This window comes from Phenylobacterium sp., from assembly GCF_004799395.1.
Taxonomy (GTDB): domain Bacteria; phylum Pseudomonadota; class Alphaproteobacteria; order Caulobacterales; family Caulobacteraceae; genus Phenylobacterium.
In genome coordinates this window covers 28,282-41,624 of sequence record NZ_SSMZ01000235.1, presented here as the reverse complement: position 1 = coordinate 41,624, position 13,343 = coordinate 28,282, and the positions used below count along the sequence as shown (strand labels likewise).

11 protein-coding genes are annotated in these 13,343 nt (G+C 69.2%); 8 read left to right on the top strand and 3 right to left on the bottom strand.

What is annotated here, in order from left to right; genetic code table 11:
* Together E8A12_RS14875 and E8A12_RS14870 are read left to right on the top strand one after the other, a co-directional pair.
* Positions 1 to 1,359, top strand: a 1,359-nt coding sequence (locus tag E8A12_RS14875) for a hypothetical protein (RefSeq protein ID WP_293370158.1), incomplete at its 5' end; no start/stop codon positions are given.
* A 26-nt stretch (positions 1,360 to 1,385) separates the two neighbouring features.
* Positions 1,386 to 2,786 (top strand): MFS transporter, encoded by a 1,401-nt coding sequence (locus tag E8A12_RS14870; protein ID WP_293370155.1) that lies wholly within the window; start codon positions 1,386 to 1,388, stop codon positions 2,784 to 2,786.
* Here E8A12_RS14870 and E8A12_RS14865 read toward each other — a convergent pair.
* A complete protein-coding gene (locus E8A12_RS14865) occupies positions 2,783 to 4,033 on the bottom strand; it encodes an aspartate kinase (RefSeq protein WP_293370153.1) in 1,251 nt (416 codons plus the stop codon). The two genes, E8A12_RS14870 and E8A12_RS14865, sit on opposite strands and share 4 nt — an antisense overlap.
* Positions 4,034 to 4,165: 132 nt before the next feature.
* Between E8A12_RS14865 and ubiG the strand changes: the two genes are divergently transcribed.
* The 3 genes from ubiG to E8A12_RS14850 all read left to right on the top strand — a co-directional run bounded on the left by ubiG (position 4,166) and on the right by E8A12_RS14850 (position 8,071).
* The gene (gene ubiG / locus E8A12_RS14860) at positions 4,166 to 4,954 is read left to right on the top strand and encodes a bifunctional 2-polyprenyl-6-hydroxyphenol methylase/3-demethylubiquinol 3-O-methyltransferase UbiG (protein WP_293370150.1); all 789 of its coding nucleotides are present in this window, start codon (positions 4,166 to 4,168) and stop codon (positions 4,952 to 4,954) included.
* Positions 4,955 to 4,957: 3 nt separating this feature from the next.
* Positions 4,958 to 5,761, top strand: coding sequence for an FkbM family methyltransferase (locus E8A12_RS14855; protein ID WP_293370147.1), 804 nt, complete (start codon positions 4,958 to 4,960; stop codon positions 5,759 to 5,761).
* Positions 5,762 to 6,052: 291 nt separating this feature from the next.
* Positions 6,053 to 8,071, top strand: a complete 2,019-nt coding sequence (locus E8A12_RS14850) for an alpha/beta hydrolase domain-containing protein (RefSeq protein WP_293370145.1) — start codon at positions 6,053 to 6,055, stop codon at positions 8,069 to 8,071.
* Positions 8,072 to 8,244: 173 nt separating this feature from the next.
* Here the strand turns inward: E8A12_RS14850 and E8A12_RS14845 are convergent, their stop codons facing one another.
* Positions 8,245 to 8,445: a hypothetical protein gene (locus E8A12_RS14845; RefSeq protein ID WP_293370142.1), complete on the bottom strand. Its 201-nt coding sequence runs from the start codon at positions 8,443 to 8,445 to the stop codon at positions 8,245 to 8,247.
* Between the two features lie 221 nt (positions 8,446 to 8,666).
* Here E8A12_RS14845 and E8A12_RS14840 point away from each other — a divergent pair, with 221 nt between their 5' ends.
* From E8A12_RS14840 to E8A12_RS14830, 3 genes are all read left to right on the top strand, one after another.
* On the top strand, positions 8,667 to 9,401 hold the full coding sequence (locus E8A12_RS14840) for a hypothetical protein (protein WP_293370140.1): 735 nt from the start codon (positions 8,667 to 8,669) through the stop codon (positions 9,399 to 9,401).
* Positions 9,402 to 9,475: 74 nt separating this feature from the next.
* A complete protein-coding gene (locus tag E8A12_RS14835; protein ID WP_293370137.1) occupies positions 9,476 to 11,107 on the top strand; it encodes a long-chain fatty acid--CoA ligase in 1,632 nt (543 codons plus the stop codon).
* Between the two features lie 78 nt (positions 11,108 to 11,185).
* Positions 11,186 to 12,124, top strand: a complete 939-nt coding sequence (locus E8A12_RS14830) for an alpha/beta hydrolase (RefSeq protein WP_293370135.1) — start codon at positions 11,186 to 11,188, stop codon at positions 12,122 to 12,124.
* Here the strand turns inward: E8A12_RS14830 and chrA are convergent.
* Positions 12,121 to 13,335, bottom strand: coding sequence for a chromate efflux transporter (gene chrA, locus E8A12_RS14825; protein WP_293370132.1), 1,215 nt, complete (start codon positions 13,333 to 13,335; stop codon positions 12,121 to 12,123). The two genes, E8A12_RS14830 and chrA, sit on opposite strands and share 4 nt — an antisense overlap.
* Positions 13,336 to 13,343 lie beyond the last annotated feature (8 nt).

Sequence of the window (13,343 nt, the reverse complement as noted above, 5' to 3'; positions counted from 1 at the left end):
ACCAACATCGGGCTGGAAGGCCACTCCATGGGCGGAGTGCCGATCACCGCCGCCGCCGCCGCCCAGCCGGACGGCTACAAGGCCATCGTCTTCGAGGGCTCGACGCCCGGTTTCCTGGGGACGAAAGGGCCGGCCAAGCTCAACGACCTGGCGGTGGTCTATGGCCAGTTCGACGAGTTCGCGCCGCTGATGTGGGGCGTGCCAAAGGGCTCGTTGGTCCCGACCTCGAAGAAGCTCGCCAAGGTGTTCGGCCAGCCCTCACCCATCCTGGCGGGCAAGATCTATGGCGCGATCGGCGACGGCAGCGCCCGCCTGCTGGAAAACCCGCCGGTCACCCACCCGTGGGAGCACTTCAGCCGCGCCGGCGTCGGCGACGCCGTCAACTGGTTCCAGCAGACCCTGCAGGGGGAAGCCAATCCCCTGCCGCCAGGAGACCAGATCTGGCTGTGGAAGGACGTGGGCACCGGCGTCGGCTTCGTCGGCTTCGTCCTGCTGCTGATCGGGACCTTCGAGGTGCTGCTGATGGTCCCGCTGTTCGCCAGCCTGAACCAGGCGCCGACCCCGGCGGCCGAGCGCAGGGGCGGCAAGTGGTGGCTGGCCTTCGTGCTGACCGCCGCGGTCCCGGCGCTGACCTTCTATCCGTTCATGAAGTTCGGGAACCTGTTCTTCCCGATGCAGCTCTTCCCGCAGTCGATCCAGAACCAGCTCATTGTCTGGGCGCTGGCCAATGCGCTGATCACGCTGGCGCTCAGCTTCGTGCTGCGCGGCGGCAAGCCCAGCTTCAGCAACGACTGGCTGAAGTCGGCGGCGATCGCAGCAGCCACCATCGCAGTGGGCTACCTGTCGCTGGTCGCGGTCAATGCGGTGTTCAAGGTCGACTACCGCTTCTGGGTCCTGGGCCTGCATCCGCTGGACGCCCGCCACGCCCTCATCGCGATCCCGTACTTCATCCTGTGGGCGGTGTTCTTTCTGGTGGCGCTCCGGGCGCTGGCGGCGAACCTGGCGGTGAAGGGCGAGGGCTTCTACGTCCAGGTGGGCGGCTGGAAGATCGCCATGGCCCTGGGCTTCGTGGTCCTGCTGGCGGTGGAATATGCGACGCTCTTCCAGACCGGCTTCCTGTTCACGCGGACCGAGCCCCTGAACACTATCGTGGCGATCCAGTTCGTGCCGCTGCTGGCGGTGGTGGGCGCCATCGCGGCGATCACCTACCGGCGGACCAACTCCTATGTGCCCGGCGCTCTGATCTGCGCCCTGCTCTTGAGCTGGTACGTGACCGCCGGCACCGCGACCCACTGGTATCCGGGCTTCAAGCCGCCGACGCCGGGGGCCGCCCAATCTTCCGCCAAGGGGGCGCGCTGAGAACCGCCATCGGCTAGAGCGCTCGGATGGACGAGACCGGACCCGCCCGCAACACCTGGGCGGACCTGCTGGCCGACGGGCGGCTGCCACGGTTCGCGCTGATCTGCCTTGGCGTGTGGCTGAACGCCGCCGACGGCCTGGTCACCGCGACCATCATGCCCAGCGTCGGCGCCCAATTGGGCGGCTACGCCTATTTCAGCTGGGCCACGGCCGGGTTCCTGGTCGGCGCGATCCTGGCCGGCGCCAGCGCCGGACGCGTCTCAGAGATCTTCGGCCTGCGCCGGGCCACCGCCGTCGCCGGCGTGATCATGACCGCGGGCTGCGTGGTCAGCGCGCTGGCGCCCGACGTGGCGACGTTCCTGATCGGCCGGCTGATCCAGGGCCTCGGTTCGGGCTGGATCTCTGGCTTCGCCATGGTGGCCATCGCGCTGATGTTCCCCGAGCGGCATCTGGCGCGTGTGTTCGCCAGCGTCACCTTCATCTGGGGGATCGCCACGGTGCTGGGGCCGCTGTTCGGCGGGGCGGTGCTGGAGGCCGGGACCTGGCGCGACGTCTTCTGGCTGTTCGCCCTGCAGGCGGCGGTGTTCAGCGCCGCGGCGCCCTTGCTGCTGCGCGGCGCGGCCAAGGCCGGCGGCGGGCCGGGCGTCCCGTGGCTGCAGCTGGCTGTCCTGGGCGTCGGCGTCGCGGCCATCGCCGTCGCCGACGTGGTGAAGGCGCCGGCGCTGGCGGTCGGGCTGGTCCTGGCGGGCCTGGCGGTGCTGACCCTGGTGATCTGGATCGACCATCGGGCGAAGGTGCGGCTCTTGCCGCATCGCGCCGGAGACCTGCGCACCGTCTGCGGCTCCGGCTACTTCGCCATGTTCGCCCTGACAGCGGCCACCATGGGCTTCGCCATCTACGCCCCGCCGCTGCTGCAGGCCCTGCGCGGCTTCTCGCCGCTCTGGGCCGGCTACGCCATCGGCTCGGAGTCGGCGGCCTGGACCCTGGCCGCCATGCTGGTGGCCGGCGCGACGGGGCTCTGGGACGGGCGCTGGATCCGAATCGGGACCCTGCTGCTGATCGCCAGCCTGGCGGTGCTGGCCTGGACCCTCGCCGACGGGGCCTTCGCCTGGGTGCTGGTCGGGGGCGCGCTGATGGGTGCGGCCTTCGGCTTCTCCTGGTCATTCATGAGCCGCCGCCTGCTGGCCGCGCTCTCCGACGACGACCGCGCCATCGGCTCCTCGGCGATCACCGCTGTGCGGCAGACCGGAGCCGCGGCCGGCGCGGCGATCAGCGGGGTGGCGGCGAACCTGGCCGGCTTCACCGGCGGGATCACAGCGCACAACGGCGGGTCGATCTCGTTCTGGGTGTTCGCTTCGGTGATCCCGCTGGCGGCGGCCGGGACCTGGGCGGCGTTCCGACTGACCGGTACTGCGGAAACCGCCTAGAGCTGATCCAGCCCATAGGCCGCGTGCAGGGCGCGCACAGCGAGCTCGGTGTAGGCCGCGTCGATCAGCACGCTGATCTTGATCTCGGAGGTGGAGATCACCTGGATGTTGACGCCCTTCTCGGCCAGGGCGGCGAACATGGTCTTGGCGACGCCGGTGTGGCTCCTCATGCCGACCCCGATCACCGAGACCTTGGCGACCTCGTCGTTCACCGCCACGTCGTCGAAGCCGATCTGCGGTTGGGCGGCGCGGACGATCTCCACGGCGCGGCCCGCGTCGCGCTTGCCGACCGTGAACTCCATGTTGGCGGTGTCGGCGGTGCGCGCGTGGCTCTGGACGATCATGTCGACGTTGACGTTGGCGTCGGCCAGCGCGCCGAAGATGGTCGAGGACACCCCCGGGTGGTCGGGCAGGCCGAAGAGGCTGATCTTCGCCTCATCGCGGCTGTAGGCCACGCCGCTCACGATCCGCTTTTCCATGATCTCTTCCTCGTCGCACACGATGGTGCCCTGGCCGGGGGCTTCGCCCGGCTCCACGAAACTCGACAGCACCCGCACCGGCACGTTCTGGGCCATGGCCAGCTCGACCGAGCGGGTCTGCAGCACCTTGGCGCCGAGTGAGGCCATCTCCAGCATCTCCTCATAGGAGATCTTGGCCAGGCGCCGGGCCTTGGATTCGATGCGCGGGTCGGTGGTGTAGACCCCGTCCACGTCGGTGTAGATGTCGCAGCGGATCGCCTTCACGGCGGCGGCGATGGCGACCGCGCTGGTGTCCGAGCCGCCGCGGCCGAGCGTGGCGATGCGCCCGTCGCGGGTGACGCCCTGGAAGCCCGCGATGACGGCCACTTCGCCTGAGTCCATGGCCGCGATGAGCTTGTCGGGCTCGACGTCGTCGATCCGCGCGCGCCCATGGGCCTCGTCGGCGATGATCGGGATTTGCCAGCCCATCCAGGAGCGCGCCGGCACGCCCATGTTGCGCAGCGTCATGGCCAAGAGCCCCGCGGTCACCTGCTCGCCGGAGGCCACCACCACGTCATATTCGTCGTCGGATGGCGTCAGGCCCTGGGCGGCGGCGCCTGAGCCGTCGGTCCACGCGACCAGCTCGTTGGTCTTGCCGGCCATGGCCGAGACCACGACCGCCACACGATGGCCCGCCGCGCGCTCGGCGTTGACCAGCCGCGCGACCCGGCGGATGCGCTCGAGGTCGGCCACCGAGGTGCCGCCGAATTTCATCACCAGCCGGGACACTTCGCGCCGGACCCCCGTCAACAAGAGGGCGCCGTTCTAGCGACGACGATCCGATGCCGCAATGCAGTGATCCTCCCACAAGGGCGCAGGGCGCTCTTCGCTTCACCTCCGATGACGGCTAGATAGTCAGTGATGACCATCCACACCTCTATCGATCCCGCCGAGGTCGAGCGGTTCTCTCGGATCGCCGCCGAGTGGTGGGACCCGAAGGGCAAGTTCGCGCCCCTTCACAAGTTCAACCCCACGCGTCTGGCATTCATCCGCGACCAGGCGCTCCACCGGTTCAGCCGTGACGAACGCGCGCGCCGGCCGTTCGAGGGGCTGCGGCTGCTGGACATCGGCTGCGGCGGCGGCCTGCTCTCCGAGCCCATGACCCGCCTGGGCTTTGCGGTCACCGGCGTCGACGCCTCGGAGCGCAACATCGGCACGGCGAGCGCCCATGCCGCCGAGCAGGGGCTTTCCATCGACTACCGCTGTTCGACCGCCGAGGCCTTGCTGGCGGCCGGGGAGACCTTCGACGTGATCCTCAACATGGAGGTGATCGAGCACGTGGCCGACCCGGCCCAGTTCCTGCGCGACTGCGGAGCCATGCTGGCGCCCGGCGGGCTGATGATCGTCGCGACCCTCAACCGCACCTTGAAAGCCTTCGCACTCGCCAAGGTGGGCGCGGAATATGTGCTGCGCTGGCTGCCGGCCGGCACCCACGACTGGTCGAAGTTCCTGAAGCCCGAGGAGCTGCGCGGATTCCTGGACGGCGAATCGCTGGCGGTGGACGGTCCCTATGGCGTGGTCTTCGACCCGCTCACCGGCCGCTGGAGCCAGAGCCACGACGCCGAGGTGAACTACATGATGACCGTCGTCCGCGCGTTTGCCCGAGGCGACGGGGGCCCAAGTCCCGTCACAGTGGCGGCCCAGGGTTAGCCGATGCCTTCGTTCCGCGTGTTGGGGCACGCTTTCCGAGCCTGGCGGCGCAATCTCACGTGGCGCAAGCACGAGCCAGAGACCCCTTACATCGCCGATCTGCTGTCCGGCGCGCCGGTGTGCCTGCACGTGGGCGCCAGCGACGGCAGGCATTCCTATGTGATGACCCAGGTGGCGCCCAAGGCGACCATCTACGCCTTCGAGCCCGCGGCCTTCTCCTTCGCGGTGCTGAAGCTGACCGTCGCCTGGCACGGCATCGGCAGGCAGGTGACGCCGGTCAACGCCGCGGTGGGCGACAAGCCAGGCGAGATGGTGCTGGTGACGCCGCGCAAGATCACCGGGCGGATGGGCCGCGCCTACGCCTTCGTCGCCGAGGCGGCCCCCGACGGCAAGGTCCGGCCCGACCTGCAGGACACCGGTCTGGAGACCGAGCCGGCGCAGGTGGTCACCATCGACGGCTTCTGCGAGGAACGCGGGATCGGCGAGGTCGACTTCATCCGCATGGACATAGAGGGCGCCGAGCTGATCGCGCTGTCTGGCGCACGCGGCGTCATCGACCGTGACCGACCCCACGTGATGCTGGAGATCCACCCCCTGATGCTGGCCGCCCGCTTCGGTGGCACGGCCGAGCAGGTGGTGGCCTTCTTCCGGGGCCGCGGCTACCGCATGTTCGCCCTCAACGGCGACCGCCTGGAGGAGCGCTTCGACGCCGCCAGCAACCAGCCCTGGAAGGACTACTTCTTCATCCACCCGGCGCGGGCGGCGCGGTTGCCGGACGGGGTTTTCAAGGCGCGGATGGCGGCTTAGGCGGCGGTTCGCCTTGGCGGCAGGCGCGGAATTGGCCCCCGAGCCAGGAGCAGACATTCCCAGGGGTCCGCGCGCCGGCCGGATTTACGGCGCCGTCAGATCGGGCGTGTCGGCAGTTTCCAGCCGGATTGCCCCATCACCAGGCAAGTGACCGCTATTCATGGCCGCCAAGGCCCGCGTCCATTGCGCCGGCCGGTGCAGAACTCGTAGCAATCCGACCCAGTGAGCGGCGCGCCGGCGGCCGCGCGCGAGCGGCCGCCGTTGGCCGGATACCGAACTCGGGAAATATGCATGATCAAGAAATGGCTTGCCATGGGGGCGCTGTGCGCCTCGCTCATCGCGACAGCCGCGGATGCCCGCGTGGTGCGTCTGGAGATCCTGCGGCGCGAACCGATCCTCAGCGGCAAGACGTTCGGCGCCGCGGGTTCCTACGAGAAGCTAGTGGGCAAGGTGCATTTCGCGCTCGACCCCAAGCTTGCCATCAACAAGTCCATCGTAGACCTGGACCTGGCGCCCAAGAATGCGCAAGGCGAAGTGGAATTCACCGCGGACTTCTTCATGCTGAAGCCGGCGGACCCCAAAAAGGGCAATCACCGCCTCTTCTATGAAGTGGGCAATCGCGGCAACAAATCCATGCTGCGCTATTTCCAGAAAGCCACGAGCAGCGCGGACCCGACGAACGCCCAGCAAATCGGCGACGGCGCCTTGATGAACCAGGGCTGGACCCTGCTCTGGATGGGCTGGCAATGGGACGTGCCTCCGGGGCAGATGCGCATGGACATGCCCATCGCCGCCGATCACGGGAAGAAGATCACCGGGCTGGTCAGGGCCGATTTCGTCCCCGACGATCATTCGCCCACCCAGTCGCTGGCCGACCGAAATCATCTCACCTATCCCATCGACGACGAGAACAGCGCCGACAATGTGATGACGGTGAGGGACAATCCCACCGACGTGCCGCAGGTGATCCCGCGCGCCAAATGGCATTTCGTGAACGGCGACGCGGTTTCGCTGGATGGCGGCTTCCAGCTGGGCCGCATCTATGACGTGGTCTATCGCGCCAAGGATCCCCGCGTGACGGGGACGGGGCTGTCGGGCACGCGCGACGTGATCAGCTTCCTCAAGCATGACCAGAGCACGGCCAATCCCATGCCAGGCATCACCTATGCCCTTGGCTGGGGCGTGTCGCAGTCGGGCCGTGTGCTGCGCCAGTTCCTCTACGAAGGCTTCAACGAGGACGAAGAACACCGCATCGTCTTTGACGGCGTGATCGACGAAGTGGGCGGCGCGGGGAGAGGCTCGTTCAATTACCGTTTCGGCCAGGCTTCGCGCGACGCCGAGGAGTTCTTCGACTTCTTCTATCCGGTGGACATGTTCCCCTTCACCGATAGCGTCGAGACCGACCCCGTCACGGGCGAGGTGGGCTCGCTTCTGGGCAATGCCGAGGCGCACCATGTGCGGCCCAAGCTGTTCCACATCTTCTCCAACTCGGAATATTTCAACCGCGCCGGCTCGCTGATCCATACCGACGTCACCGGCAGGCATGACATCGCGCCCCCGCCCGATACGCGGATCTATTTCGTCTCGTCGGGGCCGCATGCCTTTGGGCCCTTCCCGCCGGTGAAGGCGCAAGGTGCGGCGGCCTTCAACAATCCGGTGAGCCGCAATCCCATCGTGCGCGCGCTGTTGAAGGACATGGACGATTGGGTGACCAAGGGCGTCGCGCCGCCAGACAGCCGCATCCCGCATATCGCCGACGGCACTTTGGTCCCGACATCAAAGGCGGGCTGGCCCAAGATTCCGGGGGTGCCGTTCCCGACGCCGAACATCAAGACCTACCGGCTGGATTTCGGACCGGAATGGAGCAAGGGCATCGTGCTGAACGAGCCGCCCAAGGTGGGCCAGATCTATGTCGGACTGGTGCCGGCGGTGGATGAAGCCGGCAACAGCCGCGCCGGCATCCGCCTGCCCGCGATCGCGGCGCCGGTGGGCACCTATGGGGGGTGGAATTTCCGCTCGCCCGCGATCGGACGGCCCGACCAGCTGTTCGGCGAGATGGGCTCATTCCATCCCATGCCGCGCACCAAGGAAGAGCGGCTGAAGAGCGGCGATTCAAGGCTCTCCATCGCCGAGCGCTACAAGAGCCGCGACGAGTACGTCGCCAAGGTGACGGCGGCGGCGAAGCAGTTGGTCAAGGACCGCTTTCTGCTTCCCGAGGACCTGAATGAGCCGATCGACCAGGCGGTGGCGATCTATGACTGGGCGGTCAACCCCGCCCCTCAACACAAGGGTGTCGAGAACGGGAGATAGCGGTCGGCTGTCGCCGACGTCCGCGCCATCGGCGCCGCGGTCACTTGGCTGATCGGCCGGGCTTGGGTCGCCGCCGCCAAAAAAGAAGGACGCGTGGGGACGCGCCCTTCAGGTGTCCGTGTCGATCGGCGTGGGCCGATCGGCAGCGGGGAGATGTTGTCGTCGGCGCAGCCTTACGGCCGCGGCCGCGACCGGCATTCGATTTCCCGCTCTGAGGGGCGGACGTAGGGGTCCAGGCAGAGGGCCTCGCCCCGCAACAGCACAGTCCACCCGGTCTCGTAGTGATCTCCTTCCCTGGCGAGCGGATAGGCCAGGGCCGCGCCGACGCCGCCCAGCGCCAGCCCGAGGGCAAGTCCGATGCCGAACCGGTTCATCCGCCGTCCCTGGAGCCATCGCGCGTGCGCACCTCCAATGCCTCAGTCGTCCCAGCGCCCGACGCCGACGACGCCTTCGGGCCCGCTGCGATAGGTGATCAGTCCGGTGAGGCCGTTGTGCCCGCCCTCCAGCGCCCCGGTCAGGGAACCCCAGCAGTTGGACCCCGAACCACCTGGAGGCGCACTGGGCCTACGGCCACCAGCTCGGCACGCTCGGCCGGGTGCTCGAGCACCTGCAGCACGCCCGCGCCATCGTGCGGCTCGATCCGGAGACGGTGTGGCGCCTGCTCGACATGCCGCGCGCCCTCTACCAGCTAGGCGACCATGCCGGGACCATGGCGCTCTACGGGAGCCTGCTGGCGGCCAATCCCGACAACCTGTTCCTGCTGCGCGAACTCCATTTCACCCGCCTGATCGAATCCGACGCGCCGGCGTTGGCCGCGCGCATCCGCCAGGTGCGCGACGACATCTGGAAGGGCGCGCCGCCCAAGGCGGTCGCAGCCCTGCTCACCCGCGCGGGCGCCGGGCTCGAGGCGTTGCAGGGGCGGCCGGCGGCGCTGATCGCCCTGGTCGACAAGGACGTCGCGGCCTACGACCTGGGCGCGGGCCTGTTGGGCACCACCCAGGGCCGCGCCAGCGTCGACCTCGTGTTCATCTACGCCATGGAGTACGCCTGGGCCGGCGCCGAGGGCCCGGCTATCCAGATGCTGGACCGCGCGCTGGCCGGCCGCTCCGTCTACTGGCCGTCCTGCCTGCCCTTCGGCGTCGCGCATTTCCCTGCGGCCATGCGCGCTGACCCGCGCTACGCCGCGCTCTGGCGCACCGACCCTCAGCGCCAGGAGCTGCTCAGGCGCCGCCTCTGGTCGATCGAACACCGCCAGATGGCCGGCTACCTGCCCGATGGCCGACGCGTGACGCCCAAGATCCCCCCGGCGCCCCGGTCCGGCTCCGCCTGACGCCGGCCGGGACGTCTGGCAGCGCGGATCATGGCGACCTAGGGTGATCGAAAGACCTTGGGAAGAGACGCTCCATGCAGGCGTTGATGATGGACCGGGCGCTGACGTTGCCCTCGATCCTGGAATATGCGGCCCAGTATCATCCGGACCGCCAGGTGGTGGACCGCACGGTCGAGGGGCCAATCCACCGCTACGGCTATGCCGAGGCGTTGAAGCGTACGAAGCGGATGGCCAACGCCCTGATCGCCATGGGCGTGAAGCCGGGCGACCGGGTGGCGACCCTGGCCTGGTCGACGCACCGGCACTTCGAGCTCTATTTCGCGGTGACCGGGATCGGCGCAGTGCTGCACACTGTCAATCCGCGGCTGCACTCCGACCAGATCGTCTGGGTGGCGAACCACGCCGAGGACGCCTTCCTGTTCTTCGACTTGAGCTTCGCCGGCCAGGTGGCCGAGCTGAAGGACCGCATGCCGCTGGTGAAGCGGTTCGTGGCGATGACCGACGTCGCGCATTTGCCGGGCGACGCGCCCTGCGACGCCCTGGTCTACGAGGATCTGATCGCGGCGAATTCGCCGGCGTTCGACTGGCCGGAGATCGACGAGCGGCAGGCCTCGGGCCTCTGCTACACCTCCGGCACCACGGGCAATCCCAAGGGAGTGCTCTATTCGCACCGCTCGACGGTGCTGCACGCCATGGCGCTGGGCCTGCCGGACGCCTTCAACTTCTCGGCGCGCGACGTGGTGATGCCGTGCGCGCAGATGTACCACGCCAACGCCTGGTGCACGCCCTATGCGGCCCCGCTGGTGGGCGCGACCCTGGTGCTGCCGGGCAGGGCGCTCGATGGCGCCAGCATCGCTGAGCTGATCGCATCCGAGGGCGTGACCTTCCTGCTGGGCGTGCCGACCATCTGGGTGGGCGTGGCCGATCACCTGGACCAGACCGGCGGACGGCTGACCTCGGTTAAGACCATCGCCATCGGCGGCTCGGCGCCCACGGCGGCGCTGGTCAGCCGCATCGAGGACCGGCTGGGCGGCCAGGTGCGCCAGATCTGGGGGATGACCGAGACGTCTCCCCTGGGCGTCATCAACACGCCTCTGCCGGAGCATGCCGGGGAGGACACAGAGGTCAGCCAGCAACGCAAGCTCAAGCAGGGCCGCGGCCTCTGGGGGGTGGACCTGCGCATCGTAAGCGAAGACGGCGCCGAGCAGCCGCGCGACGGCAAGAGCGTCGGCCAGCTCCAGGTCCGGGGCCCGTGGGTCGCGAAGGCCTATTTCAAGCATGACGGCGTCGAGGTCTTCACCGACGACGGCTGGTTCGACACCGGCGACATCGCGACCCTGGACGAGGAGGGCTACCTGCGTCTCACCGACCGGGCCAAGGACGTGATCAAGTCGGGCGGGGAGTGGATCTCGACGCTGGATCTCGAGGACGCGGTCTGCTCGCACCCGGCGGTGGCCATGGCCGCGGCCGTGGGCGTGCCGCATCCCAAGTGGGACGAACGCCCGCTACTGCTGGTGACCTTGCGGCCCGGCCAGACGGCGGACCCGCAGGAGTTGAAAGCCCACGTGGCCGCCCGCGTGGCCAAGTGGTGGACGCCGGACGAGGTGCGGATCGTCGACGCCTTGCCGATCGGACCGACCGGCAAGGTGCTGAAGCGCGAATTGCGTGACCGTCTCGCCACAGAGCCTCACCTTACAGCGAGTTGAGATGAACGGCGCAGAACCAACCCTTTAAGCGGGCGTTCCGGATTCCTAGGTGAGAGTGCGTCACCTCAGGAGGCACCCATGATCGTGGCGCGTAAGAGACCAAAGGGTGTTTTGGCCATGGGCTGGGCATCGTTCGAGAGCGCCGTGCGCGGCCGCACCGAACACGCCCCCACCTCGGCCGACTATCCCGACACGGTGGTGCGCCGCACGAGCTTCATGGCCGGCGGGGGCCTCGGCTGGCGGATCTCCGCGCTGGAGACGCCGCGCGCCGCCCCGGCGCCCTGGAAGATCGTGGTGATCACCGGCGCGCCGTCCTGGGCCGAATACTGGGCCGAGACCCTGGCCGAGCTGCCGGCCGACCGCGAGATGATCGTCGTCGACCGTCCCGGCTATGGCGCGTCGGAACCGGCTGAGCCGGTCGCCGACATCCGGACGCAGGCCCTGGCGCTGGCGCCCCTTCTGACCACGGCGCGCGGGCAGAAGGTGATCTTGGTCGGCCAGAGCTACGGCGCGGCCATCGCTTCGCTGATGGCGGAGGCCAATCCGGGCAAGGTGGAGAGCCTGGTGCTGCTCTCCGGCTTCTTCGGCGAGACCGGACCGACCTCGCGCTGGCTGATCGACGTGGGCTCGAGGGCGCTGAACCTGATCCCGCGCGACCTGCGTCATGCGGTGATCGAGGCCTCCGGCCAGCGGCCGCAGCTCACCTATGCCAAGCGCGCGCTGAGCCGGCTCAATATCCCGATCCACATGATCCACGGCGACCGCGACGATTTCGCGCCCATCGAGGCGGCCGAGCGGCTGGCGGCGGAGACGGTGACCCGCCGGCCGATCGACTTCGTTCGCACGCCGGGCGCCAACCACTTCCTGAACGACGGTCCCGCCGAGCAGCTGATCGCGGCGCTGGAGGCCTGCATCCCGGCCCGCAAGCGCTGGACCTTCCGCTGGCCGACGCTGGCCGATTTCGGCGTGCCGCGCCTCCTGGGCGTTGGAGCGCCGAGCCAGACCGCCGGCGTCTAGCGGGAAAACAACCCGATCACGCCGGCGAAGCCGACCACCACCAGCCACGGCGGAAGCTTGGCGACCGCCAGGAAGACGTAGGCCCCTGCCGCCAGCGCCCAGTCGCTGGGGCGGCGCACCGCAGTCGTCAGCACCGGGTTCCACAGCGCCGCGGCCAGGACGCCGACCACCACCGCATTGACCCCGGCCAGAGCGCCGCGGGCGGCGGGCTGCGTCTTGAGGCGATCCCAGAAGGGCAGCACGCCGACGACGAGCAACAGGCTCGGCAGGAAGATGGCGCCCAGCGCCACCAGACCGCCGCGCCAGCCGCCGGGCGCGACCTGCTGGGCCGCGCCGACGAAGCCCGCGAAGCTGAACAGCGGGCCGGGTAGGGCCTGCACTGCGCCATAGCCGCCGAGGAAGGTCGACTGGTCCAGCCAGCCGCGGCCGACGATCTCGCCTTGCAGCAGGGGCAGCACCACATGGCCGCCGCCGAACACCAGCGCGCCGGCACGGTAGAAAACGCTGGCCAGGCCCAAGCTCGGACTGTCCAGCAGCGCGGCCAGGAAGGGCAGCATGCCGAGCAAAAGAATAAAGATCATCAGCGCGCCGACGGAGACCGCGGGCGGAACCGCTTGCGTCGCGGGATCGTCAGGTTCGCTCGCGGCAGGCTCGCGCAGCAGGGCGAAGCCGAAGAGGCCGCCGGCGATCAGCGCCAGGATCTGCGGGACCGGTCCGTGGGAGAGCAAAAGTCCCGCCGCCGCGCCGATGGCGATGCCGCCGCGGATCGGCCCGACGGCCAGCGTGCGCGCCATGGCCACCAGCGCATTCAAGACAACCGCCGCGGCGGCCAGCTGCAGGCCGTGCAGCACCCCGTCGCCCCAGCCGCCGGTCAGGTCCGGGGCCAGGTAGGCGAGCGCGATCATCGCCGCGCCTGCCGGAAGCGTGAAGCCGACCCAGGCGGCGATGAGGCCCAGGTAGCCGGCGCGGCGCAGGCCGATGGCCATGCCGAGCTGGCTGGACGCGGGACCCGGCAGGAACTGGGCGAGCGCCAGGAGGTCGGCGAAGGCGGCATCGGAGAGCCATGCGCGGCGCTCCACGAACTCGCGCCGGAAATAGCCGATGTGCGCCACCGGCCCGCCAAACGCGGTGAAGCCTTGGACCAGGAAGGCCTGGAAGACTTCCCTCGCCGGGGCGGCCCAGGCGCGGCTTGGCGGCGACGTTTCGTCCATCAACACCT

Excerpts from the sequence above, each read along its gene's own strand:
- E8A12_RS14845 (WP_293370142.1), bottom strand. The coding sequence starts at position 8,445 with ATGAACCGGTTCGGCATCGGACTTGCCCTCGGGCTGGCGCTGGGCGGC.
- chrA (WP_293370132.1), bottom strand. The coding sequence starts at position 13,335 with ATGGACGAAACGTCGCCGCCAAGCCGCGCCTGGGCCGCCCCGGCGAGG.
- ubiG (WP_293370150.1), top strand. The coding sequence starts at position 4,166 with ATGACCATCCACACCTCTATCGATCCCGCCGAGGTCGAGCGGTTCTCT.
- E8A12_RS14850 (WP_293370145.1), top strand. The coding sequence starts at position 6,053 with ATGATCAAGAAATGGCTTGCCATGGGGGCGCTGTGCGCCTCGCTCATC.
- E8A12_RS14855 (WP_293370147.1), top strand. The coding sequence starts at position 4,958 with ATGCCTTCGTTCCGCGTGTTGGGGCACGCTTTCCGAGCCTGGCGGCGC.
- E8A12_RS14830 (WP_293370135.1), top strand. The coding sequence starts at position 11,186 with ATGATCGTGGCGCGTAAGAGACCAAAGGGTGTTTTGGCCATGGGCTGG.
- E8A12_RS14835 (WP_293370137.1), top strand. The coding sequence starts at position 9,476 with ATGCAGGCGTTGATGATGGACCGGGCGCTGACGTTGCCCTCGATCCTG.
- E8A12_RS14870 (WP_293370155.1), top strand. The coding sequence starts at position 1,386 with ATGGACGAGACCGGACCCGCCCGCAACACCTGGGCGGACCTGCTGGCC.